At 64.8% G+C, this 26,962-nt stretch carries 24 protein-coding genes; 11 read left to right on the forward strand and 13 right to left on the reverse strand.

What is annotated here, in order from left to right:
* Positions 1 to 66 precede the first annotated feature (66 nt).
* Complete coding sequence (locus AC1DR6_RS03340) at positions 67 to 261, reverse strand: hypothetical protein (protein WP_476827744.1); 195 nt, start codon at positions 259 to 261, stop codon at positions 67 to 69.
* 290 nt (positions 262 to 551) lie between these two features.
* Here AC1DR6_RS03340 and parE point away from each other — a divergent pair, with 290 nt between their 5' ends.
* The 3 genes from parE (at position 552) to AC1DR6_RS03355 (ending at position 4,089) form a co-directional block, all read left to right on the forward strand.
* Positions 552 to 2,636 (forward strand): DNA topoisomerase IV subunit B, encoded by a 2,085-nt coding sequence (parE, locus tag AC1DR6_RS03345; protein WP_476827745.1) that lies wholly within the window; start codon positions 552 to 554, stop codon positions 2,634 to 2,636.
* A gap of 138 nt (positions 2,637 to 2,774) precedes the next feature.
* Positions 2,775 to 3,737 carry a LysR family transcriptional regulator gene (locus tag AC1DR6_RS03350; RefSeq protein ID WP_476827746.1) on the forward strand — a complete coding sequence of 321 codons (963 nt, stop codon included), beginning with the start codon at positions 2,775 to 2,777 and terminating at the stop codon, positions 3,735 to 3,737.
* A gap of 91 nt (positions 3,738 to 3,828) precedes the next feature.
* On the forward strand, positions 3,829 to 4,089 hold the full coding sequence (locus tag AC1DR6_RS03355; protein WP_476827747.1) for a hypothetical protein: 261 nt from the start codon (positions 3,829 to 3,831) through the stop codon (positions 4,087 to 4,089).
* A 22-nt stretch (positions 4,090 to 4,111) separates the two neighbouring features.
* Here the strand turns inward: AC1DR6_RS03355 and AC1DR6_RS03360 are convergent, their stop codons facing one another.
* A complete protein-coding gene (locus AC1DR6_RS03360) occupies positions 4,112 to 4,807 on the reverse strand; it encodes an alpha/beta fold hydrolase (protein WP_476827748.1) in 696 nt (231 codons plus the stop codon).
* 162 nt (positions 4,808 to 4,969) lie between these two features.
* Between AC1DR6_RS03360 and AC1DR6_RS03365 the strand changes: the two genes are divergently transcribed.
* On the forward strand, positions 4,970 to 6,526 hold the full coding sequence (locus AC1DR6_RS03365) for a DEAD/DEAH box helicase (protein WP_476827749.1): 1,557 nt from the start codon (positions 4,970 to 4,972) through the stop codon (positions 6,524 to 6,526).
* Positions 6,527 to 6,709: 183 nt separating this feature from the next.
* Positions 6,710 to 7,762, forward strand: coding sequence for a GGDEF domain-containing protein (locus AC1DR6_RS03370; RefSeq protein WP_476827750.1), 1,053 nt, complete (start codon positions 6,710 to 6,712; stop codon positions 7,760 to 7,762).
* Positions 7,763 to 7,811: 49 nt separating this feature from the next.
* On the opposite strand, the gene AC1DR6_RS03375 is transcribed toward AC1DR6_RS03370, so the two are convergent.
* Positions 7,812 to 8,195, reverse strand: coding sequence for a HesB/IscA family protein (locus tag AC1DR6_RS03375; RefSeq protein ID WP_476827751.1), 384 nt, complete (start codon positions 8,193 to 8,195; stop codon positions 7,812 to 7,814).
* Between the two features lie 187 nt (positions 8,196 to 8,382).
* Here AC1DR6_RS03375 and AC1DR6_RS03380 point away from each other — a divergent pair, with 187 nt between their 5' ends.
* Both AC1DR6_RS03380 and AC1DR6_RS03385 read left to right on the forward strand, forming a co-directional pair.
* On the forward strand, positions 8,383 to 9,456 hold the full coding sequence (locus AC1DR6_RS03380) for a malate/lactate/ureidoglycolate dehydrogenase (protein WP_476827752.1): 1,074 nt from the start codon (positions 8,383 to 8,385) through the stop codon (positions 9,454 to 9,456).
* 7 nt (positions 9,457 to 9,463) lie between these two features.
* Positions 9,464 to 9,820, forward strand: coding sequence for an MmcQ/YjbR family DNA-binding protein (locus tag AC1DR6_RS03385; protein WP_476827753.1), 357 nt, complete (start codon positions 9,464 to 9,466; stop codon positions 9,818 to 9,820).
* Here the strand turns inward: AC1DR6_RS03385 and AC1DR6_RS03390 are convergent.
* The 8 genes from AC1DR6_RS03390 to AC1DR6_RS03425 form a co-directional block, all read right to left on the reverse strand.
* Positions 9,815 to 10,702, reverse strand: a complete 888-nt coding sequence (locus AC1DR6_RS03390) for a PhzF family phenazine biosynthesis protein (protein ID WP_476827754.1) — start codon at positions 10,700 to 10,702, stop codon at positions 9,815 to 9,817. The genes AC1DR6_RS03385 and AC1DR6_RS03390 overlap by 6 nt on opposite strands.
* Before the next feature lie 203 nt (positions 10,703 to 10,905).
* On the reverse strand, positions 10,906 to 11,289 hold the full coding sequence (locus tag AC1DR6_RS03395; protein ID WP_476827755.1) for an SUF system Fe-S cluster assembly protein: 384 nt from the start codon (positions 11,287 to 11,289) through the stop codon (positions 10,906 to 10,908).
* Between the two features lie 15 nt (positions 11,290 to 11,304).
* On the reverse strand, positions 11,305 to 12,558 hold the full coding sequence (locus AC1DR6_RS03400) for a cysteine desulfurase (RefSeq protein WP_476827756.1): 1,254 nt from the start codon (positions 12,556 to 12,558) through the stop codon (positions 11,305 to 11,307).
* A 2-nt stretch (positions 12,559 to 12,560) separates the two neighbouring features.
* Complete coding sequence (locus AC1DR6_RS03405) at positions 12,561 to 12,767, reverse strand: tautomerase family protein (RefSeq protein ID WP_476827757.1); 207 nt, start codon at positions 12,765 to 12,767, stop codon at positions 12,561 to 12,563.
* Complete coding sequence (sufD, locus tag AC1DR6_RS03410; protein WP_476827758.1) at positions 12,767 to 14,116, reverse strand: Fe-S cluster assembly protein SufD; 1,350 nt, start codon at positions 14,114 to 14,116, stop codon at positions 12,767 to 12,769. Before sufD ends, AC1DR6_RS03405 begins: the two co-directional genes overlap by 1 nt.
* Positions 14,116 to 14,868, reverse strand: a complete 753-nt coding sequence (gene sufC / locus AC1DR6_RS03415) for a Fe-S cluster assembly ATPase SufC (RefSeq protein WP_476827759.1) — start codon at positions 14,866 to 14,868, stop codon at positions 14,116 to 14,118. Before sufC ends, sufD begins: the two co-directional genes overlap by 1 nt.
* A 115-nt stretch (positions 14,869 to 14,983) precedes the next feature.
* The gene (gene sufB, locus AC1DR6_RS03420; RefSeq protein ID WP_476827760.1) at positions 14,984 to 16,456 is read right to left on the reverse strand and encodes a Fe-S cluster assembly protein SufB; all 1,473 of its coding nucleotides are present in this window, start codon (positions 16,454 to 16,456) and stop codon (positions 14,984 to 14,986) included.
* Positions 16,457 to 16,516: 60 nt separating this feature from the next.
* A complete protein-coding gene (locus AC1DR6_RS03425) occupies positions 16,517 to 17,719 on the reverse strand; it encodes a cysteine desulfurase family protein (protein ID WP_476827761.1) in 1,203 nt (400 codons plus the stop codon).
* A gap of 291 nt (positions 17,720 to 18,010) precedes the next feature.
* Here AC1DR6_RS03425 and AC1DR6_RS03430 point away from each other — a divergent pair, with 291 nt between their 5' ends.
* Complete coding sequence (locus tag AC1DR6_RS03430; protein WP_476827762.1) at positions 18,011 to 18,682, forward strand: alpha/beta hydrolase; 672 nt, start codon at positions 18,011 to 18,013, stop codon at positions 18,680 to 18,682.
* Between the two features lie 145 nt (positions 18,683 to 18,827).
* Positions 18,828 to 20,081, forward strand: a complete 1,254-nt coding sequence (gene tyrS / locus AC1DR6_RS03435) for a tyrosine--tRNA ligase (protein ID WP_476827763.1) — start codon at positions 18,828 to 18,830, stop codon at positions 20,079 to 20,081.
* 7 nt (positions 20,082 to 20,088) lie between these two features.
* On the opposite strand, the gene AC1DR6_RS03440 is transcribed toward tyrS, so the two are convergent.
* A complete protein-coding gene (locus AC1DR6_RS03440) occupies positions 20,089 to 23,496 on the reverse strand; it encodes a hypothetical protein (protein WP_476827764.1) in 3,408 nt (1,135 codons plus the stop codon).
* A gap of 318 nt (positions 23,497 to 23,814) precedes the next feature.
* Between AC1DR6_RS03440 and bcp the strand changes: the two genes are divergently transcribed.
* Entirely contained in the window at positions 23,815 to 24,279 is a 465-nt protein-coding gene (gene bcp, locus AC1DR6_RS03445) for a thioredoxin-dependent thiol peroxidase (protein ID WP_476827765.1), read from the forward strand.
* A 196-nt stretch (positions 24,280 to 24,475) separates the two neighbouring features.
* The gene (locus tag AC1DR6_RS03450; RefSeq protein ID WP_476827766.1) at positions 24,476 to 25,750 is read left to right on the forward strand and encodes a M23 family metallopeptidase; all 1,275 of its coding nucleotides are present in this window, start codon (positions 24,476 to 24,478) and stop codon (positions 25,748 to 25,750) included.
* A gap of 79 nt (positions 25,751 to 25,829) precedes the next feature.
* On the opposite strand, the gene prfB is transcribed toward AC1DR6_RS03450, so the two are convergent.
* A protein-coding gene (gene prfB / locus AC1DR6_RS03455) for a peptide chain release factor 2 (protein ID WP_476827767.1) occupies positions 25,830 to 26,958 on the reverse strand; the annotation gives its coding sequence in 2 pieces (ribosomal slippage) (positions 25,830 to 26,888 and positions 26,890 to 26,958; 1,128 coding nt in all).
* Positions 26,959 to 26,962: the final 4 nt, after the last annotated feature.

A 26,962-nucleotide genomic window follows, 5' to 3' on the forward strand; every position in this document is an offset into this window, starting at 1 on the left:
ATCGTCGAAAGGTTGATATTTGGCTTTGCCGGTCAGGCGCGAATGACGCGACAGACGGCCTCCAGATCAGGCGAAATGAAGCGCTGCGAGCCCGACCGCCGCGATCAGCGCCGCTGTCAACCAGAGCCAACGCGAGCCGAAATCCGAGCGATCGCTCGGAAGCGCCCGCACATCCTCGAAACCGAAACTCTCACCGGCCAACCGAGCCGAGCGTTCCAACCCGGCCATGCTGGCCAAAGGCACCGAATGACGCGACCTCATGACGTATCCCCCGTCTTTTTGCTATCCTAACCCGCCGGGGCGGATTGGGAAGCCATCTGATTGACTGCAGTCTCTGCCCGCCGCACTTAACGCTGGCTGAATGAGCGAAGTTCCTGCACTGAGGCTCACCCTTTATGGTGACCGGGAGATGACGGTATCGCGGGCCTGCTGACAAAACAGCGCGACCGGTTTTTCTACAGGCTACGGCCGGGTATAAGCGGCCGCGACAGCGCATCGAACGGATCGATGCTGTAGGATCGCCTCTTACGAATCGGGAAGCATTTCGCGCGATGGTGGAGAACGATCTCTTCGGGGCGGAACCCGAACGGCCGGCAGCCGTGGTGCCGCAGGCCGCGGCGCCTGCCCCCGCCGGCCAACCTGTAAAAATCGCCCGCGCGCCCGCGCCTTCGCAGCCGCGCAACGGTACCTTGTCAGAAGCCAGCTACGACGCATCGGCGATCGAGGTTCTCGAGGGGCTTGAGCCGGTACGGCGTCGCCCCGGCATGTATATCGGCGGCACCGACGAACGCGCGCTCCACCATCTCTTCGCGGAAGTCATCGACAATTCGATGGACGAGGCGGTCGCCGGCCATGCCAGCTTCATCGAAGTGGAGCTGTTCGAGGACGGCTCGCTGGCGGTGACCGATAATGGACGCGGCATTCCGGTCGACCCGCATCCGAAATTTCCCGGCAAATCGGCACTCGAGGTCATCATGACCACGCTGCATGCCGGTGGAAAATTCGACTCCAAGGCGTATGAGACCTCGGGCGGCCTGCACGGCGTCGGCGTGTCAGTGGTCAACGCCTTGTCCGACCGTCTCGATGTCGAGGTGGCTCGCGCCAAGACGCTGTATCGGCAGAGCTTTTCGCGCGGCGCACCGCAAGGGCCACTGGAAACCGTGGGGCCGGTCGCCAACCGGCGTGGCACCAAAATCACCTTTCATCCGGACGCGCAGATCTTCGGCGAACTGGCTCGGTTCGATCCGGCGCGGTTGTTTCGCATGGCTCGCTCGAAGGCCTATCTGTTCGGCGGCGTCGAGATTCGGTGGCGCTGCGCTCCGGCCCTGCTGAAGCCGGAGGGCGACGTCACCGCCGAGGCAGTCTTCCGCTTTCCCGGAGGCCTGCGCGACTATCTCGGCCGCGAGATCGAGGGCAAGGATCTCGTCGCCGAGCCGATCTTTTCAGGCAAGATCACCAAGGACGGCGGACATGGTTCGCTGGAATGGGCCATCGCCTGGCTCGCAACGGGAGAGGACGGCTTCGCCTCCTCCTATTGCAACACCATCCCGACGCCCGAGGGCGGGACGCATGAGCAAGGCCTGCGCATCGCGCTGCTGCGTGGCCTGCGCGACCATGCCGAGCGCATCGGCCAATCGAAGCGTATGGCGCAGGTCACCTCCGACGACGTGATGGCGACCTGCGCCGCCATGCTCTCGGTCTTCATCCGCGAGCCGGAATTCCAGGGCCAGACCAAGGATAAGCTCGCGACGCTCGAGGCCTCCCGCATCGTCGAGAACGCCGTGCGCGACGCCTTCGACCATTGGCTTGCCGCCGCGCCGCAGCAAGCGCTGCGGCTGCTCGACTGGTCGGTGGACCGGGCGGAGGAGCGGCTGCGCCGGCGCCTCGAAAAGGAGGTCTCCCGCAAGACCGCGACGCGCAAGCTGCGGCTGCCGGGCAAGCTCGCCGACTGCTCGAATGCAGGTGCAGCCGGCTCGGAACTGTTCATCGTCGAGGGCGACTCGGCCGGCGGCTCGGCCAAGCAGGCGCGCAACCGCGCCAACCAGGCCATCCTCCCGCTGCGAGGCAAAATCCTCAACGTCGCCAATGCGACGCGTGAAAAGCTGCATGCCAACCAGCAGCTCGCCGATCTCATTTTGGCGCTCGGCTGCGGCATCGGCGCCCAGTTTCGCGAGGACGATCTCCGCTATGAGAAGGTCATCGTGATGACCGACGCGGATGTCGACGGCGCCCATATCGCCTCCCTGCTCGTCACCTTCTTTTGGCGCCAGACCCCGAGGCTGATCGAGAAGGGACATCTCTACCTTGCGGTGCCACCGCTCTATCGTCTGCAGCATGGCGGAAAGAGCGTCTATGCCCGCAACGATGCCCATAAGGACGAGCTGATCGAGACGGTGTTCAAGGGCAAGAAGCCGGAGATCTCGCGCTTCAAAGGCCTCGGCGAGATGATGCCGGCGCAGCTCAAGGAAACCACGATGGACCCGGCCAAGCGGATCCTGCTCAAGGTCATGGTCGATCACGAAAACAAGGAGGAAGCCTCCGATACCGTGGAACGACTGATGGGCAACAAGCCCGAGGCTCGCTTCGCCTTCATTCAGGAGCGGGCGGCTTTCGCCGCCGAGTTGATCGATCTGTGAGCGGCGAGCCCGACAGTTCTGCGGGGCTGATCGGCGGGCCTGCCGGGGTGCAAGGCGCCAGCGTCGCAGGCAAGGTCGGCTCATGGCCAAGCAAAGCTTCTCCTTCCGCGACCGCCCTGCCCCGACGATCGAGACCGATTGGCCGCTGAGACCATGGCCGAGCCTTCTGCACCTGCATCTCGACGCAACGGCGATCTGGCACCGCCCGGCTGGGACGATGTCCGGATCTTCGACGCGATCGCCGTCGGCGGGTCGATGGCCCTGGCGGCGGCGCGGCTCGGCCTGAGCGAGGCGACGGTCACGCGTCGGCTGAAGGCGCTTGAACGTGACCTCGGGCTGCCGCTTTTCACGCGCGCGGCCAACCGGCTTGTGCCGACGGCCATCGGCCTGACCCTGGCCGCCGAAGCTGGACAGGTCGGGGCGGCGATGCAGCGTTTTCAAGCCCGGGCAGCGGCCGCCCGCCGTGAGCCTGACGCGCCGGTTCGCGTCACCGCCACGACTTCGATCAGCCTGTTCCTGACCCGGCACGCGACGACCATCTCGGCCTGGGCCGGCGGCGTCGAGATCGTGATCCTCAGCACGCGCGAGCGGCTCGATCTGTCGCGCGGCGAAGCCGACATCGCCTTGCGAATGAGCAGGCCACCGCAGGAAGCCGGGCACTACGCGCAGAAGATCGGGCGGCTGATGCAGGCGCTTTATTGCCGGCGCGACGTCGATCCGACCACCGCGCCGCTCATCTCGGTCAATCGCGAAACCTCATCGCGCATCGACGATCACATCCGCCGCTTTGCTTCCGGCCGCCCGATCGCGGCCCGTGTCGGCGATTCCGCAGCCCGATACGAGAGCATCCGCTTGTCGGGCACGCTGTCGATGGCGCCTTGTTTCATGGCGGATCCCGATGACACGCTCATCCGCATCGAACCGCCCCCCGAGACGACGGGGGACGACATCTACCTGCTGTCGCATGAGGTGTCGCGCCAGCGCCCGGCGGTCACGGCGGTGCTTGCGGCGGTGCGGCGCCTGTTCCGGCAGCATCGGGCGCTGCTGGCAGGGGAGCTTCTGTCCGGGCCAGTCGAGCGCAAGCAAAGCCCGTCGATTTAGCACTGTCTCGCTAAGGCCTGGCTAACCAAGCTTTTACCGCTTTGCCTGATAGTGACGGGATGAGCCTGTCATTCGGGCTGCGGAGCGCGTGATGCGTCTGGTCAGCATCTTTTGGAAGAACGAGCGCGGCACCATGGCCGCCGACATCGCCAAGGCGGCAGGCGCCATCGCCTTCCTCTCGGTAATCGCCGCGAATTTCGTCTCGAGCCGGATGCCGGGCCTCGACCGAGACCAGATGGCGCAGGCAACGCTCGCAGCCTCGAAACGCCAGCCTGTCGATCCCCTGACGACCGGCTCGATCGGGCGGATGGCGAGCCAGACCAAACTCGACCCCTGCGCTCTCCCGCGCTGAATCGGCTTGCCGGAGGCCGAGTTCAGGCCAGCCAGCGCACCAATGCGGCCGTGACCTGATCGGGCGCCTCCAGCGTCGCCAGATGCCCGCATCGCGGCACGATCTCCAGCCGGGCCGAGCTTCCGAGGAGAGCCGCCATTTCCTGCGCCTCGGCAACCGGCGTGATCTGGTCTTCGTCACCGACCAGGACCAGCGTTGGTTTGTCCAAGCCGCTGAGCAGAGGACGCGAATCCGGTCTTGCCATGATGGCCTTCTGCTGCCGCACGAAACCCGCCGCGCCCACGGCGTCGGCCATCGCGCGCACCTGCAGCCGCAAGGGCTCGTCGGTGAGGCGGGCCGGCGCGACCAGACGCTGCCACAGCAGGGTCGTGACGTTGTCGTAGGCACCCTTCTCCGCCAGCGCGATCATCTGGACGCGGGCATCGTTGGTTTCCGGCGTCGCGGGCTTGGCGCTGGTGTCCAGAAGAGCCAGCCGGGTGACGCGTTGCGGCGCGCGCCGCAGAACCTCGAACGCGACGTAGCCGCCCATCGAGAGGCCGCAGAGCGCGAAACGAGCAGGCGCCGCCGCCAAAAGCCGGTCCGCGATTGCTCCCAGTGTGTCGTCGCGGGCGTGGTCGGCCACCAGAATGAGACGCCCGTCGGCAAGCGCGCTCCACTGCGGCCCATAGAGCGCAGCGTTGCAACTGAGACCGGGAACGAGAACAAGCGGCTCCGACATGAGATGGACACACGTCCTTTCGAGGCTAGAAGATTGACTTTGCCTTGTTTTCTCGGCATTCCACACGAGTCCGAAGGCGCGCAGAACCAGTTGTCGCGCCAGCGAGCGGTCGAGCAGGTCATCCCGCCCGCATGTCACCGACCCTGAAGAAGCGCTAACGCAATGTCATTTGCCGAACTCGGCCTGAGTGAAAAGGTTCTGACTGCCGTCACGGCCGCAGGCTATACCACACCGACCCCCATTCAGGCCCAGGCCATCCCGCATGTGCTCGCCCGCAAGGACGTTCTGGGCATTGCCCAGACCGGAACGGGCAAGACGGCGGCTTTCACGCTGCCGATGCTGACGATCCTGGAAACCGGCCGCGCCCGCGCCCGGATGCCCCGGACCCTCATCCTCGAGCCGACCCGCGAACTCGCGGCGCAGGTCGAGGAGAACTTCACCCGCTACGGCGTCAACCAGAAGCTCTCCGTCGCGCTGCTGATAGGCGGCGTCTCGTTCGGCGACCAGGATGCCAAGATCACCCGTGGCGTCGACGTGCTGATCGCGACACCCGGCCGGCTTCTCGACCATGTCGAGCGTGGCAAGCTTCTGCTGACCGGCGTCGAGCTCCTCGTCATCGACGAGGCCGACCGCATGCTCGACATGGGCTTCATCCCGGACATCGAACGGGTCTGCAAGCTGGTGCCTTTCACGCGCCAGACCTTGTTTTTCACCGCGACAATGCCGCCGGAAATCACCCGTATTTCCGAGCAGTTCCTGCACAATCCGATCCGGATCGAGACCTCCAGGCCCGCGACGGCGGCAACGACCATCACCCAGCGGCTGGTGGCTTCGAACGGCCAGGATTTCGAGAAGCGCGAGACGCTGCGCAAGCTCATCAAGGGCGCGACGGACCTGCAGAACGCGATCGTCTTCTGCAACCGCAAGCGCGATGTCGCGACGCTTCACAAATCTCTGGTCAAGCACGGCTTTCCGGCCGTGGCGCTGCATGGCGACATGGATCAGTATGCTCGCATGGCCGCGCTGGAATCCTTCCGCACCGGCGAGTATCCGATCCTCGTCGCGTCCGATGTGGCCGCACGCGGCCTGGACATTCCCGCCGTCAGCCATGTCTTCAATTTCGATGTGCCGACCCATGCCGAGGATTATGTCCATCGCATCGGCCGCACCGGGCGGGCCGGCAGGCTGGGTGCCGCCTTCACCATCGTCACCCGCCATGACGAGAAGCTCGTCGCGGCGGTCGAGAAGCTGACCGGCATACCCATCGCCTACGACGGCGAGGGGCTGGACGCGCTGCCCCCCGGCGAGCCGCGGGAGGAACGCCGCGGTCGGCGCGACGAGAAGCGCCCGAGCGGCGGCCGTGGCCGTGGAAGGCCCGAACGCAGCAGCAGGCCGAGCAGCGAGCCGGTCGAGGCCGCACCGCGCGAGACCGCGCCACGTGAGACCAGGCAACGTGAGACCGGGCAACGTGAGACCGGGCCGCGCGAAGCCGCGCCGCGCCAGAGCGAGGATCGGCCGGAGCCGAAGCGCAAGGATCAGCGCCCGCAGCAGAGCCGACGCCCCCTCCCCGTCGAAGGCCAGGATGCCGTTCGCACTGAGGCGCATGAGCGTGACGGCCGTCGCCACCGCCGCGACCACGACGATGATGACGGCCCGAAGGTGAAGGGCCTGGGAGACCATGTACCGGCCTTCATGCTGCGCCCGGTTCGCCTGGGCTGACGCTGCGGCATCAACACGTCCTTAACTGCTCCCCGCTTAGTCTTGGTCTGCCGGGCGACAGAAGTCGCCTTGGTGGACGGGCGCATGCCGCCGTTAATACGGACAGGATGTCCCGCTTCGATTGAATGATCGAAGCTGACGTGGCCGAAAGCCGCGACCCGCTTCGCACGGGATGGCGTTGAGATGAGCGAAGCCCAGGTTTCCGCGCAGCACGAACTCGCCGAGCGAGTCGTCGCAGCGATGCGCCAGCACGGTTCGCCGAGCTACCCCCGGGCATTCGAGGTCTGGTACGCCCATCTCAGCGGCGAGATGCCGTCCGTCAGCATGGCGTTGAACGCCATCATCGCCGGCAGCGAGGGCCATGTCGGTGCGGCCGACATCGACAACCTCTACGACCGCTTCGTCAGCACGGAGCGCTTCACCAAGCAGGCTGAGAGAACGAGCTTGCAGGTCATGGGCGAGATCGACGCCATGATGGCCCTGGTCGACAAGGCGCTCGGCTCCAGCGAGCTCTACCACGACCGGCTTGCGGCGATGTCGGAGGATGTCCCGCCGACGACCGACCGGCAGAAGCTGCGCGAATGGGTCGAGGCGCTGGTGATGTCGACCCGCGAGGAGGTCAGCCGCAAGGCGCAGCTGGAAGCCGAGCTTCGCAACAGCGCCAATGAAATCCGCAATCTCCGCGAGGCCCTGGAATCGACCCGGGCGGAGGCCCTGACCGATTCGCTGACCGGTCTGGCCAATCGCCGTCATTTCGAGGAAATGCTGCAGAAGTCGATCGATCAGGCGACGCTGCGCCGCGAACCTTTTGCGGTGGTCATGGCCGATATCGATTTCTTCAAACGCTTCAACGACGCCCATGGCCACCTCACGGGCGACCAGGTGCTGCGCCTCGTGGCGCGTACGATGAAGGACAAGTTCAAGGACAAGGCGATCATCAGCCGCTTCGGAGGCGAGGAATTCGCGATCATCCTGCCCGAGTCGGATATCATCGCCGGGAAGTTCGGGGCGGAGACAGTGCGCCAGGCCTTGCTGACGCGCGAACTGATCAAGCGGTCCACCAACGAGAACCTCGGCCGCATCACCATCTCGCTCGGCGTGGCGAGCTACCGCCGTGGCGACACCTCGGGCTCACTCGTCGACCGGGCCGACCAGGCGTTGATGCAGGCCAAACGCGACGGGCGCAATCGCACCGCGACCGAGGAAAGCTTCGAGATGGCGAGCCGCGTCGCCTGACGCGATTGCAGGTTCGCGCGGGCAGCGATCTGCCTGTCGCGTCCCCGGCTTACGCAGATAATGCGCTCTCGCTCCGCGGCTTGATCTCGACGGACTCACCGCAGCCGCAAGCCGAGACCTGGTTCGGATTGTTGAAGACGAAGGTCGACGAAAAGCGGTCCGTCTTGAAGTCGAGCTCCGTGCCGAGCAGGAAGAGGACCGCCTTGGCATCGACGATCACCGTGGCGTCCTTTTCGGTGACCACGTCGTCGCCCTTGTTGATCGCGCGCGCGATCTCGAAGGTGTATTCCATCCCAGCGCAGCCACCCTTCTTGACGCCGACCCTGAGGCCGAGCGCCGGGTCGTCCGCGCCCGCCGCCGCCATGATCTGGCGGATGCGTTCGGCAGCGGCATCGGTCAGAGAGATGACCTTGAGGCCTGGAATGGAGAACATTGCTTTCCCTCCTCGACCGGGTTCAAGGCCCGGTGAAGCAAGACGGTATCCCTAAGATAGGGACTGTGGAGGCTTGCGTCGAGATGCGACGGTGTTATACGCGCGATCCGGTGGGGCGTGGCACGGGCGGCATTGCCTGGCCGGGTGGCTCGTGCACAGTTCGAACCCGAACAGGATTTGCCGCGCCATGAGCTACCGCCTTCATCAATCCGAAGCCCTGCACAAGCTGGTTCACGACATGGTCGTCGCGGCGGGCTGGAGCGAGGCTGAGGCGCAGGAGACCGCCAGCCACCTCGTGCTGGCCAATCTGAGCGGCCATGACAGCCACGGCGTCGGAATGATTCCGCTTTATTTCCAATCGCTCGCGGATGGAAACCTGAAAGTCGAGTCGAAGGGCAAGGTGCGCCTCGAGGCCCCGCCCTTCCTGATCGTCGATGGCGAGATCGCCCTTGGGCAGCCGAATGCCCGCAACGCGGTCGACCGTGCCATCACGATCGCTGGGACGAGCGGCGTCGCCATCGTCAACCTGCTCGATTCGCATCATATCGGCCGTATCGGCCATTATGCAGAGGTGGCGGCGGCGGCCGGGCTGATTTCGTTTTTCTGGGTCAATGTCGCCGGGCGGCCGCCCATCGTCGCGCCGTTCGGGGCGAAGGAAGCCCGCTTCGGAACGAACCCGCACGCCATCGGCATTCCCGTGCCGGATGGAGAGCCGCTGATCCTCGACTTTGCCACCAGCCGAATGGCTCATGGCAAGGCGCGCGTCGCACTCAACAAGGGCGAGCCGGTGCCGCCCGGCTACATCATCGACGGCGAGGGGCGCCCGACGACCGACCCGGCGCATGTCTTCCCGCAGGCGATCCCCGATCTGCCGCTGGGCGCGCTGCTGCCTTTCGGCGATCATAAGGGCGCCGGGCTTTCGCTGATCGCCGAGCTGCTGTCGGCGGGTTTGATGGGCGCCGCCCGTATCGACCAGAAGCCGGCCAAGACCTGGATCATCAACTCGCTGTTCGGGATCGTCATCGATCCGGCGCGGCTGGAGCCCGATGAGACCCTGCGCAAAAGCCGCATCGAAAGCTATCTCGCCTTCGTTCACGCAGCCAGGCCGCAAGACCCTGCCCGCCCCGTCCTCGTCCCGGGCGAGAAGGAGCGGCAGATGCGGGCCGAGCGCGGAACCGCCGGCATTCCCCTCGATGACGAGACCTGGTCGCAGATCGTCGCGGCCGCCGCCCGGCATGGAATCGACGCCGAGAGCTACTGAGGCCTGAATGTCGCCTTCGGCTTACAACGCGTTCTGCGCCACTTTGCCCGCCGCGCATCGCGTGGTGCAGTGGGGGGATGCCGAGGTCTGGAAGGTTGGCGACAAGGTCTTCGCGATCGGCCGGCAGCAGGACGATGGCGAAATGGCGGTGAGCTTCAAATGCTCGGCCCTCGCCTACGACATTCTCAGCGAGCAGCCGGGCCTGAGGCCGGCGCCTTATCTGGCATCACGCGGCATGAAATGGATTCAGTGGTTGTCGGCCGAGACCATGCCGGACGACGCCCTGCAGGACTATCTGCGCGAGAGCCATCGCCTCGTCGCCGCCGGCCTGACGCGGCGGGTCAGAGCCGATCTCGGCCTATAACAGCGCCTCGCCTCTGAACATCGGCGCGCAGGCACCGCCGACCGTCGCGCGGATGCCATCTTCGGTCCGGCGCGCCGTGAGGTGCAGCAGGCTCGGCCGGCCCATCTCCACACCTTGCGTCAGCGTGAACCGCGCGGCGTCGCCACCGTCGAGCGACAGCAGCAGGGCCGCGACCGTTGCACTGGCGCTGCCTGTCGCCGGATCTTCCCATGTGCCGCTGATGGGCGCGAACATGCGCGCGCGAATCATCTTGCCGTCGCGTGCGTAGACGAACAGCGAGAACCGCCCTTCCAGGCCCGGTGTCGCATCGCGCACCCTGCGGAACTGGCCGAGATCCGGCGTTGCGCGGGAGAGCGCTTCGGCGCCGACTTCCGCCAGCACGAAGAACACGCCGACCGAAGCGCGGATCGGCCGATGGTTCGTGACAACGATATCGGAGGCGGCAAGGCCGACGCAGGCCGCGATCGCTTCGGCCGGCAGTTCGATATTCGTCGATAGTGGCTGCGGCGCGGCGATCGTCGCGCCCGTAACGGCTGCTGTACTGTCTCGCTCGACCTTGACCTCGACGAGACCGGCGATCTCCTCGAAACGCAGCACGCCGTCGCGGTCGCGCCCATGGCGCGCCAGCACGAAGGCAGTGCCGACATTGGGATGGCCGGCAAACGGCATCTCATGGGTGCGGGTAAAGATGCGGACGCGCGCATCGTTGGCGGGATCGTCCGGCGGAAGGACGAAGGTCGTCTCGCTATAGTTCATCTCTGCCGCAAGCGACTGCATCTGCGCATCGGAGAGCCCACGCGCATCGGTAAAGACCGCGAGTTGATTACCGCCGAACGGCCTGTCGGTGAAAACGTCGACGGTCTCGTAAGCTAAATTCGGCATGGCACGCTCCGGCGGTGAACACGCTCATTCCTGCCAGCCCCGCAAGCTCATGACCAATGCAGCGATGAGATGCGATCCATCAAGGAGATGTCATTGCGAGCGCAGCGAAGCAATCCAGGGGGCTCGGCAAATGCGTTTGAGCAAGTCCCCCTGGATTGCTTCGTCGCTTCGCTCCTCGCAATGACGGGTCGCGTGCCGCTGCCTCACCACATGTCGAGCGCGACGCGAGCCTCGTCCGACATGCGCGACTGATCCCAAGGCGGATCGAACGTCATATTGACCGTCACAGACGCGATGCCCGGCACGGTGCTGACCGCGTTCTCGACCCAACCCGGCATTTCGCCGGCGACCGGGCAGCCCGGCGCGGTCAAGGTCATGTCGATTGTGACCTGCCGGTCGTCGGCGATATCGACGCGGTAGATCAAGCCGAGTTCGTAGATGTCCGAAGGGATTTCTGGATCGTAGACGGTTTTCAGCGCGGCGACGATGTCGTCGGTCAACCGGTCGATCTCCTCCGGCGGAAGTGTCGAGCCGACGCCCATGGTCGGCAGGTTCGGCTTCAGCTCGTCGGTGGTGCTCTCGGTCATCATGTGCAATCCCGGTCAGGCGAACAGGCTCTCGGCTTTACGCAGGGCGTCCACCAGCGCGTCGACCTCGTCCATCGTATTGTAGAGGCCAAAGGAGGCGCGGCAGGTCGACGTCACCCCATATCGTGCCAAAAGCGGCATGGCGCAATGGGTGCCGGCCCGGACGGCAACGCCGGCCCGGTCGATCACGGTCGCGACGTCATGCGCATGGGCGCCCTTCATCTCGAAAGCGACGATGGCACCCTTTTCCTTGGCCTTGCCGAAGACGCGGATCGAGTTCATCTCGCCCAAACGCTCCATCGCATAGGCGCCGAGCTTGGCCTCATGGGCCGCGATGTTCTCGCGGCCGAGATCCATCATGTAGTCGAGCGCTACGCCGAGCCCCACGGCCTCAACGATCGCCGGCGTGCCGGCCTCGAAGCGATGCGGCGGGTCGTTATAGGTCACTGCGTCCTCGGTGACGGTCACGATCATCTCGCCTCCGCCCTCATAGGGCGGCAGCTTGTCGAGCCATTCCTTGCGGCCCCAGAGCACACCGGAGCCCGTCGGCCCATAGGTCTTGTGGCCGGTGAAGGCATAGAAATCGCAGCCCAGCGTCTGCACGTCGACCGGCAGATGCACCGCGCCCTGGCTGCCGTCGACGACCAGCGGGATGCCATGCGCATGGCAGATCTTCGCAACTTCGGCGATCGGGATGATCGTACCCGTTGCATTCGACATTTGCGTCAGCGCCACGACCTTGGTCCGCGGCGTGATCAGCTTCTCGAATGTGTCGAGCAGAAAATTGCCGTCCTCGTCGATGCCAGCCCATTTCAGCACGGCGCCGTGACGCTCGCGCCAATAATGCCAAGGCACGATGTTGGAGTGGTGTTCGAGGATCGAGATGATGATCTCGTCGCCCTCGCCGATGTCGAGATGCCGGCCCAAAGACGACGCGACGAGGTTCAGCGCGCCGGTCGAAGAGCGCGTGAAGACGATCTCTTCCAAATGCTTCGCGTTGAGGAAACGACGCGCGCTTTCGCGAGCGGCTTCATAGGCTTCGGTCGAGGCGTTCGCGAGATAATGTAATCCGCGATGGACGTTGGAATAGTCCTCGCGCATCAGCTTCGTCATCGCATCGATCACCACGTTCGGCTTCTGGGCCGAGGCGGCGTTGTCGAGATAGACGAGCTTCTTGCCGTAGACCTCGCGGGACAGGATGGGGAAATCCCGCCTGATGGCGTCAACATCATAGGGTCGCGAAGCGGGCTGGCCGGTGACTGCGTTCATGTTCACGCCTTTCCGGGAGCTGGCTGGCGGTTGGCGACGAGCACCCCGCCATGCCCCCAATCCTCACGCTCGATCTCCTGAATCACGATGTGCGTATTCTCGGGCTTCTTGCCGAGTACCTTAACCAAGGTCTCGGTGAATTCCTGGACGATCCGCGCCTTCTGTTCGCGGGTCGCGCCCTTCGTGATCTGGAGATTGATGTAGGGCATCAGACGGTGCTCACCTCAGCGGCGAGTTGGCGAGCGTGCAGCCAAGCCTCGACCTCTTCCATCACCAGCGCGCGCACGTTCTCGTCACCGATGAACTCGACCGCCTCGCCGGCGAAGGCCTGGAGCACCAGGGCCTCGGCCTGCGATCGCGGCAAACCGCGCGCCATCAGATAAAACAACTGCTCGCTGTCGATCTGCGCGACCGTCGCGCCATGGCCGCAGACCACGTCGTCGGCGAAAATTTCCAGCTCGGGCTTGTTGAACATGGTCGCGCCCTCGTTGAGGAGGAGCGCATTGCTCTTCATGCTGCCGTCGGTCTTCTGCGCGTGCTGGCGCACCACGACTTTGCCCTGGAAGACGCCGGTCGACTCGCCGCCAGCGATCGTCTTGAACAGTTCGCGGCTGGTGCCGTGCGGCACGGCGTGGTCCACGATCAGTGTCACGTCCGAGTGCTGCGCCTGGCCCAACAGGTTGACGCCGCGCAGGCCGATTTCGGTGTGCTCGCCGGCATAGCGGACGAAATACTGCTGGCGCAGCGTCCCGGCATTGCAGACCAGCGCGAAGGAATCGAACTTGGCCTGCCCACCGACGGTGGCGAGAAGGCTTTGGACCTCGACCGTCGCCGCCTGCTGGCGGGTGACGAGCCGGATGTGCTGAATCTCGCTTTCGTCGCCGGTCTCGAAGACGATCGCGCCGTTGAGCTGCTGTGCGGCGGCCCCGGCTGTCTCGCTGACCTCGACGATCGTCCCCTTGGCACCCTTGCCGGCGAGCACGACCGAGCGATGGAAGACCGCACGCTCGGTTTCACCGGAGGCGAGCGCGACGATGACGATGGGCTGCGCCAGCTCGACGCTGTCCGCGATCTCGACGAAAACGCCATCGCGCATCAGAGCCGTATTCAGGGCCAGCCCCATATCATCGGCACCGACCACCGGGCCGGCGAGGATGCGGCCGAGATCGTCTCGCGACGAAACCAACGCCTCGGCGAGCGAATGTACGGAAACGCCTTCGGGAATGGAATCCAGCGTCGACAGCTCAGGCGCAAAGGCGCCGTCGACCAGCACGAGCCGCAATCCGTCCAGCTTCAGCGCCGCCAACCGGCTCTTGACTGCCTCGGTACGGCTGGCGCCAGCAGCCAGCGGCTGCGCTTCGCGCAACAGGCTGCGCAGATCGGTATAGCGCCAGGATTCGAGCCTGCGATGTGGCAAACCCTTGGCTTCGAAGCCGGCGAAGGCATCCTCACGAAGCTTGCGCACGGCCGGGCCACCCGGCAACTCGGCCTTCGCCCCGGCAAATTGCTGAATGAGCGTCTGTTCGGCCGGCGTCTTCAGCGTGGTGACGATCGCCATCAAGCGGCCTCCCCATAGGCCGCGTAGCCGCTCTTCTCGAGCTCAAGCGCCAGTTCCTTGCCGCCGGTCTTCACGATTCGACCCTTCGACATGACGTGCACGGTGTCGGGCACGATGTGGTCGAGCAGGCGCTGATAGTGAGTGATGACGAGGAAGCCGCGGTTAGCGGCGCGAAGGCGATTGACACCGTCCGCGACGATCCGAAGGGCATCGATATCGAGGCCGGAATCGGTCTCGTCGAGGATGCACATCGTCGGCGAGAGCAGCGCCATCTGCAAAATTTCCATGCGCTTCTTCTCGCCGCCGGAGAAGCCGACATTGAGCGGCCGGCGCAGCATGGCCTTATCGATGCTCAAGGCATCGGCCGCCGCATTGACCTGCTTGATGAAGTCCGGAGTCAGGAGTTCGCTCTCTCCCCGCGCACGCCTCTGCGCATTCATCGCCGCCTTCAGGAAGGTCATGGTGGCGACGCCGGGGATCTCCAGCGGATACTGGAAGGCGAGGAAGATGCCGGCGGCGGCACGCGCGTCGGCCTCCATCTCCAGCACGTTTTCGCCGTTCAGCAGGATTTCGCCGTCGAGGACCTCGTAGTCCTCCTTGCCGGCGATGACATAGCTCAGTGTCGACTTGCCGGAGCCGTTGGGCCCCATGATCGCGGCAACCTCGCCGTCGTTCACGGTGAGGTTCAGGCCATTGAGGATCTGCTTGTCCTCGTCGGCGATCTTGACGACGAGATTGCGAATTTCGAGCATGGTTTCAGGTCCGGATTTCCGCCGCGTCATGCTCGGCCCTGTGCCGAGCATCCACGACTTGAACGTAAGAAAGAAAGACGTGGATGGTCGGGACAAGCCCGACCATGACGGAGAGCTAGCCGACCGAGCCTTCCAGCGAGATCGTAATCAGCTTCTGTGCCTCGACGGCGAACTCCATCGGGAGCTGCTGCAGCACCTCCTTGACGAAGCCGTTGACGATCAGCGCCACCGCCTCCTCCTCGGAGAGGCCGCGCTGCTGGCAGTAGAACATCTGGTCTTCGCCGATCTTGGAGGTGGTGGCCTCGTGCTCGAAGATCGCGGTCGCGGTCTTGGCCTCGATGTAGGGGATGGTATGGGCGCCGCACTGGTCGCCGATCAGCAGCGAGTCGCAATTGGTGAAGTTGCGTGCGTTCGTCGCCTTGCGATGCGCCGAAACGATGCCGCGATAGGTCGAGTCGGACTTGCCGGCCGCGATGCCCTTGGCAATGATCTTGGACGTCGTGTTCTTGCCGAGATGCAGCATCTTGGTGCCGCTATCGACCTGCTGGGCGCCGTTCGATACCGCGATCGAATAGAACTCGCCGCGCGAGCCGTCGCCGCGCAGGATACAAGACGGGTATTTCCAAGTGATCGCCGAGCCTGTCTCAACCTGCGTCCAGCTAATCTTCGAGTTTTTGCCACGGCAGTCACCGCGCTTGGTGACGAAGTTGTAGATGCCGCCCTTGCCCTCGGCATCGCCCGGATACCAGTTCTGCACGGTCGAGTATTTGATCTCGGCATCGTCCAGCGCGATCAGCTCGACCACGGCCGCATGAAGCTGGTTCTCGTCGCGCTTGGGCGCTGTGCAACCTTCGAGATAGCTCACATAGGAGCCCTCTTCGGCGATGATCAGCGTGCGCTCGAACTGGCCGGTGTTCTGCTCGTTGATGCGAAAATAAGTCGACAGCTCCATCGGGCAGCGAACGCCCTTGGGGATGTAGACGAAGGAGCCGTCGGTGAAGACCGCGCAGTTCAGCGTCGCAAAATAATTGTCCGTCACCGGCACAACGGTAGCGAGGTACTTCTTGATCAGCTCGGGATGCTCCTGGATCGCATCCGAGATCGAGCAGAAGATCACGCCGGCCTGGGCCAGCTCCTTTTTGAAGGTGGTCACCACCGAAACGGAGTCGAACACCGCATCGACCGCGACGCGGTTCTCCGGAGCGACGCCGGCAAGGATTTCCTGCTCGCGCAGGGGTATACCGAGTTTCTTGTAGGTCTCGAGGATCGCCGGATCGACCTCGTCGAGCGACTTCGGGTCGGCGCCCATTTTCGGCGCGGCGTAATAGTAGATGTCCTGGTAGTTGATCGGCGGATAGTTGACGCGCGACCAGGTCGGCTCGGTCATCGTCTTCCAGCGGCGGAAGGCGTCGAGACGCCATTCCAGCATCCATGCCGGCTCGTTCTTGCGCGCCGAGATGTAGCGGACCGTGTCCTCGGTCAGGCCCTTGGCCGGCTTGTCGACTTCGATTTCGGTGACGAAGCCGTATTTATACTCGGTCACGTCGATCGACTTGACCTGATCGATGGTCTCCTGGACCGCTGCCATTTCATAGTCTCCAGTGCGGGTTCAAGGCCCGCCGGTTTGGTCTTCGTGTTGCGGAATGCGTCAGGCGGCTGCCCGGGCTTCCCGATCGGATTGCGCGGCGACGAGCTGAGCGTAGGCCGCGAGAAAGAGATCGATGTCCGCCTCGCAGGTGGTCCATCCGAGCGAAGCACGCAAGGCCCCGGCGCTCATGGCAGGGTCGATTTTCATGGCATCGAGCACATGCGAACGCTTGACCTTGCCCGACGAGCAGGCCGAGCCGGAGGACAGCGCAATGCCCGCAAGGTCGAGCTTGATCAGGGCTGTCTCGGCCTTGAAACCGGGGGTTGCGAAGGAACTGGTGTTGGGCAGGCGGGGAGACGACACGCCGAAGATCGCAGTAGTGGGCGCCAGCGCCAGAACCCCGCTTTCCAGCCGGTCGCGAAGCGTGCCGATCCGCGCCACTTCAGTGTCGAGCCCTTTGCGGCCGATGGCAGCCGCCGCTCCAAAGCCGGCGATGCCCGGCAGGTTCTCGGTGCCGGCGCGCCAGCCCCGCTCCTGCCCGCCGCCGCGCAGCAGCTTGTCGGCGAGTTCGAGCGTGCCGGTGCGGAAGACGATCGCGCCGATGCCTTTGGGGCCGCCGAGCTTGTGTGCGGAGAGCGTCAACACATCGGCGCCGAGCGAGGCGATATCGAGCGGAATCTTGCCGGCCGCTTGCACGGCGTCGCTATGCAGCAGCCCGCCGCGGCGATGCACGATCTCCGCCGCCTTGGCGATCGGCTGGATAACGCCGGTCTCATTATTGGCAAGATGGATCGAAACCAGTGCCCGTGCGCCCGGCTGCTCGGCGGCCAGACGAGCAAGGCGCGCATCCAGCCATTCAAGATCGACGAGTCCTGAGCGATCGACGGGAAGCAGATCGACGGCCGATGCCGGGAAACGATGTCCCTCGATGACGCAGCCATGCTCGGTCGCGCTGACGAGAAGCCGCGATGCGGGCGTGCGAACGCAGTCGCGCCCACCGTCGCAAGCCATCAAGCCCGGCGACAGCACCGTAGCGTTCGCCTCCGTGCCGCTGCCGGTGAAGACGACATTCGCCGCTCTTGCGCCCGCCAGCGCTGCGACCTGCTCGCGCGCCTGTTCGATGACGGTCCGGGCAGCGCGGCCCTCGCCATGCACCGAAGACGGGTTACCGGGCAGAGACAGCGCGCGCATCATCGCCTCCACGACCTCGGACCGGACCGGGGTGGTGGCGTTGTGGTCGAGATAGGCGCGTCCTGCCGTCAAGTTCCTGCCTGCTCCGTCATGCTATCCCGGTACGATCCAAGCCATCCCGCTGCGATCGCGACGAAATGCTTGAAATCGCACCACTGCGCTGTGCTATAGCCGCCCATCAGAACCGGCCGGTTCGCAGCGGGATATCGAGTGTTCCCGACTTGTTCACGGCTGTTAGAATAATTCTAAGCGCTTGATATCTAGGGCGCGGAGGGTGGTGCCGTCAAGGCAGCACGGGCTTCTCGGGGCAATTGCCGCGACGCCCGGCTGCATGCCAGCGCTGCCGCAAGAAGCGGTGAGACGATGCCAGAGGTTATTTTCAACGGGCCCGCAGGGCGGATCGAGGGCCGCTACCAGCCGGCCAAGAAGCGAGGCGCGCCGCTGGCGATCATCCTGCACCCGCACCCGCAATTCGGCGGGACGATGAACAACCAGATCGTCTACAACCTGTTCTACACCTTCGTGAATCGCGGCTTTTCGGCACTGCGCTTCAACTTCCGCGGCGTCGGCCGCAGCCAAGGCCATTTCGACCATGGCGCCGGCGAGCTTTCGGACGCTGCCGCCGCGCTCGACTGGATGCAGGCACTGAACCCCGAAGCGAAGAGCTGCTGGATCACCGGCGTCTCCTTCGGCGCCTGGATCGGCATGCAGCTTCTGATGCGCCGCCCCGAGATCGAAGGCTTCATGTCGATCGCGGCGATGGCCAACCGCTACGACTTCTCCTTCCTGGCGCCCTGCCCGTCCTCGGGCCTGTTCGTCCACGGATCGGAGGATCGGGTCGCGCCGGTCAAGGAGGTGATGGCGGTGATCGAGAAGGTGAAGACCCAGAAGGGCATCCAGATCGAGCATACGGTGGTCGAGGGCGCCAACCACTTCTTCGACGGCAAGGTCGATGTGCTGATGGAGCAGGTCGGCGTCTATCTCGACCGCAAGGTCGGGCCCGAGACCCTGAAGAGCGAGCAGGAAAAGGTCTGAGCGGCTATCGTCTCCTCCGTCATTCTCGCCCTTGTGGCGAGAATCCACGTCTTGGACACGACGTTCGACCAGCGAAGACGTGGATGGTCGACACAAGGCCGACCATGACGAGACGACAACTGTCAGTCCCGACGAGATCGATCCCATGACCACCTACAAGTCCGATTTCCTGCGCGTGCTCGACGAGCGCGGCCTGATCCATCAGGTGTCCGATCCGGCCGGTCTCGACGCGCTCTGCCGCCAGGGCACGCAGACCGCGTATGTCGGCTACGACGCGACGGCGACCTCGATCCATATCGGCAATTTGATCTCGCTGACGATGCTGTACTGGTTCCAGGAGACCGGGCATCGGCCTATCACGCTGATGGGCGGCGGCACCTCCATGGTGGGCGATCCGTCCTTCCGCGACGACCAGCGCAAGCTGCTGACGGTCGAGGAGATCGCCGCCAACATCGAGAGTATCAAGCGGGTCTTCGGCCGCATCCTGCGCTATGGCGAAGGGCCGACCGACGCGATGATGGCCAACAATGCCGATTGGCTGCTGAAGCTGAACTATGTCGAGTTCCTGCGCGATGTCGGCCGGCATTTCTCGGTAAACCGCATGCTCTCGTTCGATTCGGTGAAGCTGAGGCTCGACCGCGAGCAGTCGCTGTCGTTCCTCGAGTTCAACTACATGATCATGCAGGGCTACGATTTCACGGAGCTCAACCGGCGCCATGGCTGCCGCCTGCAAATGGGCGGCTCCGACCAGTGGGGCAACATCATCAACGGCGTCGATCTCTCGCACCGGATGGGCGGGCCGCAGCTGTATTGCGTGACCACGCCGCTGCTGACGACCTCGTCCGGCGCCAAGATGGGCAAGACGGCGAACGGCGCCGTCTGGCTGAACGCCGACGTCTTCAGCCCCTATGATTTCTGGCAGTATTTCCGCAATACCGAGGATGCAGATGTCGGCCGCTTCCTCAAGGTGTTCACGCGCCTGCCCTTGAGCGAGATCGCCAGACTGGCGGGCCTCGGCGGGTCGGAGATCAACGAGGCCAAGAAGGTGCTGGCGACAGAAATCACCGCCATCGTGCATGGGCGCGAGGCAGCGGAGGCCGCCGCGGAAACCGCGCGCAAGACCTTCGAGGAGGGTGAGACCGCTGCCGACCTGCCGAGCATCACGCTGGCGCGCGCTGAGTTGGAGCCCGGGCTTGGCGTGCTCAATGCCTTCGTCAAGGCGGGGCTCGTGCCTTCGAGCAGCGAAGCCCGGCGTCAGGTCAAGGCCGGCGGCCTGCGCGTCAACGACGCCGTCGTCACCGACGAGCGAGCGAGTCTGGGGCTCGCCGATCTGTCATCGGACGGCGTGATCAAGCTCTCCTTCGGCAAGAAGAAGCATATCCTTCTGCGTCCGGAATGAAGATCGCTTAGGGGCGCACAGCGGGCTGGCGCGGCTGCGGCGGCTGGATCGGCTGCTGCGCCGGTGCCCCGCCAAGCGGATCCACGAAGCGGCGCAGGATGCCCGGCGCGATCGCGGATAGCGGATTGATCGACATCGTCGGAGCGCTTGCCGCGCCGGCAATCCGGAAGTTTACTGCAAACAGCCCGCCATACTGGCTGCCGCCACCCAGTAATGCGCCGACGACCGGCACTTGCGCGAAGGCATTGTTGAAAGCATAGCCCGGAACGAAGGTGCCGCCGATATCGACCTTATCGCGGCCGTAGTCGATGTGGCCCTGCGCCGTAAAGCCGACCTGCTGACCCCAGATCACCATCTCGGACACGTCGAGCCGGCTGGCCGAGCGCGTGAACTCGGCCCGCAGCTTGGTGAACTCGACATCCGCGACATCCACACGCGGCGGGGCGCTGGGACTACCCTCGCCCGGTGCAGCGGCCGGCTGCGATGCCACGACGCGCTTCAGCGCGGGCTCGTTTCGCACGATGAAATTGCGATAGAGCAGGTCGCCGCTCTGGCTCTCGCCTCCACCCATCGTCAAGACGAGATCGCCGCCATAGGCCCGGTTGTACAGGTCGACGAAGCGCAGCAGGGAGCCGCCGTTCTCGGACTGCACGACGAGTTTATCGTTTGCCTTCGCCTGCCGTGCCGTCACATCGGCCTTGCCGATGCGTCCCTGAAAATTGAGCGAGCGGATCTCGCCCCCGCGCCGGGAGAACTTCAGCGTGCCGCTGGTGATCGCCTCACTGTTAAAGCCGGTGAGTATCGGCACATCGAGATCGACATCCACGTCGCCGCCGCGCTGCGCCTGCGCGTTGCCGCGGTCGATCCTGGGCGCCTGGCTCGAACCGCTTTGCGCATCCTTGATGAAGGGGCGCAGATCGGCGACAGCGCCACGGATCGTGAGCTTGGTCACGCTGCCGTCACGCTTCGCATCGAGCTTCAGGTTATCGCCGGGCGAGAGCCGGAACTGCGAAAAGCTGGCGCTTTCCAAACCGTTCTTCTTGTCGAGCTCGAGTCGGCCCTTGATCAGCGCCGTGCCAGCGTCGAGAGCGAAATCCTCCAGATCAGGCCCATCATTCGAGATCACATAGGTGAAGGAGAGCTTGCCGGGTTTTCCCGCCGGTTTGCTCAGGCCCGGAATGGGCGCATCGAGCCCGACCTTGGTGAGATCGACCTCGATGCGGGGCGGCGCGTCGGCGCTTTTGGCATCCATCGCCTTGCCATCGGCCCCTTTGCCGAAGGTCTTGGTGACCTTGACCGGCAGCGTGCCGGTGATGCCGGCGTCGGCGCCAAAGCCTCGCCGCTGACGCGCGGCAGCGTCCAACGCCAGTTGCAGCGTGGCCTCGCCCTGCCCCTTGGCATTCTGCCTGATCTCGATCTGGCTCTTGTCGCCACCGACGCGAGCGTCTCCTCGCAGCACAAGTCCATTGCGGTCGAAGCTCGTGGTGAAATTGCCGGCCTCGAGCTTTTCGGTGCCGAGCAGGGTGTCGGAGGCGACATTGGACAGATTCCCGCTGCCCGAAATCACGATCTCGTCCGGCTTGACGTCGGGTGCCAACGGCAACGTAACGCCGACTTTCAGGTCCGCCGAGCCTTTGAGAGCCGCGGGATCGAGCTTGCCGGGGCTGAAATTCTTCAGCGCGGGGAAGCCAAGCAGCGCGGTCAGCGCCTCCAGCGAGCCCGCTGCTCGGAAGCCGATAGTGGCCGGCGATCGATGAACCCAGAAATCGGGGATCAGGAACGAACCCTCGCTCATCTGCAGGCTGCGTCCGCCGCCAAGATCGGCCGTCGCGCCCCCGATCGCAAGCTGGACTGAACGGCCCGAGACCTTGCCGTTCACCACCGAATCGTTGAGCGGCGGCAGGCCGGGATCGGGCATATAGCGGATCATGTCGCCGTCGATCGTCACTTTCAGAGCCGATTCCGGCATGCCCGCGCCGTGCACGAGCCTGGCGTGATCGGCCGCCGGAAGATCGAGGTCCACGACCACGGATTTCATCCGTCCCGAGACGAGTTGGCGGCGCAGCGTGTCGTGGGCGTCGCGCGAGGTGAAGCCAGGCCAAATGGCCAGCAGAGCGCGCGCGTCAGAATCGCGTGCTTCGACATGGAAGCGTTGCATCGGCGATTCGCCGACCTTCTGGATAAAACCGGTCAGGTCGACGGTGGTATTGGGGCCTCGCAGCGCCATCGAATCGATCGAAAGAGAGGCGTCGGCCGGGTCGAGCTTTGCCGCCATATCGAGCCGATCGACCGTGACTGGCGGATCATTGTCGAGACCGGCGAGCTGTCCCTTGGCCTGCAGCTTGAGCCGCCAGCCGCCATTCTCCTCGCCGAGCGAGCCCGTGGCGCTTAAATGCAGGGCGCTGGCGTCAAGCCGGGCCTGCGTGATCGTCAGCTGGCTGAGATCATCGGCACTCGCGACCTCCAGATGAGCTCCATCGAGCGTCAAGGCCGGCGGATCGTCATGCGGGAAGCGAATCGTGCCGCCTTGCACGTCGAGCGTTGCGGTCATCGACTTCTTGCCGTCCGGCGTCTGCCTGAGCGTCGCCTTGCCCTGCATCGGCAGGCCTTCGAGCTGCGCGCCGCCGGTGCCGAACGCCAGGGCGACGACCTCGGCTGGCTCGAAGCGGCGGATGTCGATGTCGGCGCGCTGGGTGCCATCTGCCTCGGTCGACAGATCGACGGCCATTTCCTTCCAGCGCTGGCCGGTGCGCCCCTTCATCGTGAGGCGCGTGACCTTCTCGCCGCTTCGGCTCAGTCTGATCTCGACATCTTCCAGCCCCGCGGTCTGGCGCCCTTCGGGATCGACCAGCGCGAGGCGGGCCCCGTTCATGCCGGCGGTTTCGAGCGACCCGAGCAGTCCATCGCCCTTCGCGAGCGACGAGATGGCACCCATGATGCCAGTAAAAGCATTCCACTGGGCCGCATCGGGCAGGCTTGGCGTGGCCGGAGCCTCGGCCGGCGCAGAGTCGGCGTTGACGATGAGCGCTCCCGCTTTGTCGACACCCAGGCGCACATTGACGCCGCGAAGATCGACGGAGGTCAGCCGGATATCGCCGCGAAGCAATGCAAGGGGGTCGTAACCGAGGATCGCTTCCGGCGCCCGAATGACAGCGCCGCCGCTATTGCGGAACGCGACCTGACGCACCCGGAGCTGCGAGTGGCCATCGATGCGACCAAGCTCCGCCGAACCCGCCTCGACTGTCCAGTCCGGGCCCAGCCGGTCGGCGATGGCCGCTGAAATGCGGCCTTCCAGCCCAGACAAAGGGACAATGCCCGTGATCAGCAGGGTGACCGCCGAACCCGCGAGAACCAGAACCGCCACCACGACCGCCACACAAATGGTCGCCAGGCCGGCGCGTGCGCGTGCCTTCACGACCGCGGTGTCGCATGGCTTTTCCTGCCCGGCAGATGTTTCCTGGGCAGAGAACTTGCCCTCGCCCGCTGCCGCCGTTCCTGCTTCACGCTCAGACAAAATCCGCGTGGTCCTTCCGGGGCATCTGCTGATGTGACGAAGGGCGAGGATGCCCCTTGCCGCAACGTCCGGAGACGGCAGGATGTCGATGTGGCCTGACGATGCGATTCGGCAACCCCGCGGGGGGCCGCCTGTTCCATCGACCGATTTTGCCGCCCCCGGCCTTGCCATGCGGCAGATCGGTCCATGCCCGGTGAAGGCGACGAAAGGAAGGCAGCTATGCCCGTTCAGGAAGGCGATATCGCCCCCGATTTCACTCTGCCGCGCGACGGCGGGAGCACGATATCGCTCTCGGATTTCAAAGGCCGCAAGCTGGTGCTCTACGCCTATCCCAAGGACGACACGCCGGGCTGCACGCAGGAGGCGATCGAGTTCAACCGGCTTCGCGCCGATTTCGAGGCCTGCGGCGCGGTGGTCGTCGGCGTCTCGCCGGACCCTGCCAAACGCCACGATCGCTTCAAGCAGAAGCACGACCTCGCCCTGACGCTCCTTGCCGACGAGAGTCAGGCCTTGGCGGAAGCTTATGGAATATGGGTCGAGAAGAGCATGTATGGCCGCAGCTATATGGGCCTGGAACGCTCGACCTTCCTGATCGATGCACAAGGCCGTATCGCGCGGATCTGGCGCAAGGTGAAGGTCCCAGGCCACGCGCAGGACGTTCTGGAGGCGGCCCGGACGCTATGAACACCAGGCCCGCCGGTTCTCCCGCGGGGCCTCAGCGGCGAGGCTCCCCGCGCGAATGCGATGTTCAACTCGGACCGACGTCGGATTTGCGAAAGATTAACCCTAACAATGTCTGATGGCGAAATCGGCAGCGTAACTTCCGGTCCCGCGTATGCATCATCAGTCATCTCCCGCCCCGGCCCTTCCGGCCGCAGGCTTGATCGTCCACCAGACCTATACGGTCCGCCGTTCCACGATGCTGCTCGGCCTCGGCTGGCTGGCCCTGATGACGGCCTGCGCTGGCACATCCGGCTGGTACATCCTGAGCAAGGACGATCTGGCCGCGCGAATGATCGCTCGCGAGACGAGCCGTCAATACGCGTATGAGGATCGTATCGCATCGCTTCGTGCCGATATCGACCGCTACGCCAGCAAGGCGCTGCTCGATCAGGATGGCGTTGAATCGCGCGTCGACGAATTGGCGACGCGTCAGGCCGAGCTGGAATCGCGCCAGTCTCTGGTGAGCGCGCTCGCCGACATTCTGCAGACCAACGGCATCGCGCCCGCAAACAAGCTGCCGCTGCGCGCGCGCATCGCCAAGCCCGACGAACCGATCCGCGCCTCGGGTGTCACCAGCTTCGCCCCTCTCCTGCCGGGCAAACCGACCCCTGCGCCCGAGCAGCCTACAGTGCCGATGCGCCCGAGTTCGGCGGAAGCCGTCGGCGGCTGGCAGTCCGGAGAAGCCGCCCCGCCCGAGCCGCCCGCGAAGCGTGTGGCGGCGAGCCTGGTGCGTCTGGACGAGGCGATGGGCCGAAGCTCCGATGCGCAGCTGGCGGCGTTGAAAGAAATGGACGACAAGCTGTCCGACACGCAGGTCAAGCTGAAGGTGGCGCTCGCCGAGACCGGCCTGAACATCGACCGGATGGCGGCATCCGCGCCCGCCGATGGCGGCACGGGCGGTCCCTTCGTACCGGTCAAGCTGGATGGCTCGGCCGGCCCCTTCGGCGCGGCCATCAACGATATCCAGCCCCGCCTGGCATCGCTGATCCGCCTCAAGGGCATCGTCGCGCAGATGCCGCTCGCGCGGCCGATGGGCGGCGACCACGACTTCACCTCGAACTATGGCTATCGCACCGATCCGTTCACGCGCGGGCTCGCGATGCATACGGGCGTCGATTTCCGGGCCGAGCCGGGCTCGGCGATTCTCGCGACCGCACCAGGCAAAGTCGTGACCGCCGACTATAATGGCGGCTACGGCAATATGGTCGAGATCGAGCACGCGAATGGCCTGAGCACCCGCTACGCCCACATGTCGGCGATTTCGGTCTCGATCGGGCAGGTCGTGAAGGCCGGTAGCGTGCTCGGCAAGGTCGGCTCGACCGGACGGTCGACCGGGCCGCATCTGCACTACGAGACCCGCATCAACGAAGAGCCCGTCGATCCGACGCGCTTCCTGAAGGCCGGCGCGAAGCTGGCGGGAATCCTAGGCTAACGACCCACCACATGCTCGGGCACGACCCGAACATGTGGCTTGAGACAGCGCCTGAGACGGCGCCTATGGCGCCGAAGCTTCAGTCGATATCCTCGACCTCGACTTCCGTGCCGTAGACGCGCTGCGCGAGCGACGCTTCCATGAACGGATCGAGCGCACCATCCAGCACATCGGACGGCGCCGTCGAACTGACGCCGGTGCGCAGATCCTTCACAAGCTGATAGGGCTGCAGCACATAGGAGCGGATCTGGTGACCCCAGCCGATATCGGTCTTTGAGGCCTGCTCGGCGTTTGCCTTATCCTCGCGTTTCTTCAGCTCGACCTCGTAGAGCCGAGCCCGCAGCATATCCCAGGCCTTGGCCTTGTTCTTGTGCTGCGAACGTTCCTGCTGGCAGGAGACCGCGATGCCTGACGGAATATGGGTGATGCGCACCGCCGAGTCGGTTGTGTTGATGTGCTGGCCGCCGGCGCCCTGTGCGCGATAGGTGTCGATCCGGCAATCCGACTCGTTGATGTCGATGACGATACGATCATCGACGACGGGATAGACCCAGACCGAGGCGAAGGAAGTCTGGCGCCGGGCGTTCGAATCGAATGGCGAGATCCGCACCAGCCGGTGCACGCCCGATTCCGTCTTCAGCCAGCCATAGGCATTGTGGCCCTTGAACTGGAGGGTCGCCGATTTGATACCGGCCGTGTCGCCATCCTGATATTCGAGCGTCTCGACCTTGAACTTCCGCCGCTCGCCCCAGCGCCGATACATGCGCAGCAGCATTTCGGCCCAATCCTGGCTTTCGGTTCCGCCGGCGCCGGGATGGATCTCGATATAGGTGTCGAGCATGTCGGCCTCACCCGAGAGCAGGGTCTCAACCTGCAAGCGAGCGGCCTCGTCCTGAATGCCCTTGATGCCCTGTTCGCCCTCGGCGACGGTGGCTGCGTCATCCTCCATCTCGCCGAGCTCGATCAGCGTCAGCGCATCGTCGAGATCGCGTTCGAGTTTGGTGATGCCCTCGATCTGGGTTTCCAGACCCGTGCGCTCGCGCATCAGCTTCTGCGCGGCTTCGGCATCGTTCCAGAAATCGGGCCCCTCGGAAAGAGCGTTCAGTTCGGCGAGACGTCGCTGGGCCTGATCCCAGTCAAAGATGCCTCCTCAGCAGTCCAATCGACTGCTTGGCGTTGTCGAGCTGCGTTTGGATCTCGGGTCTCATGATC

The sequence above is a fragment of the Allobosea sp. P5_A5 genome (genome assembly GCF_056400625.1).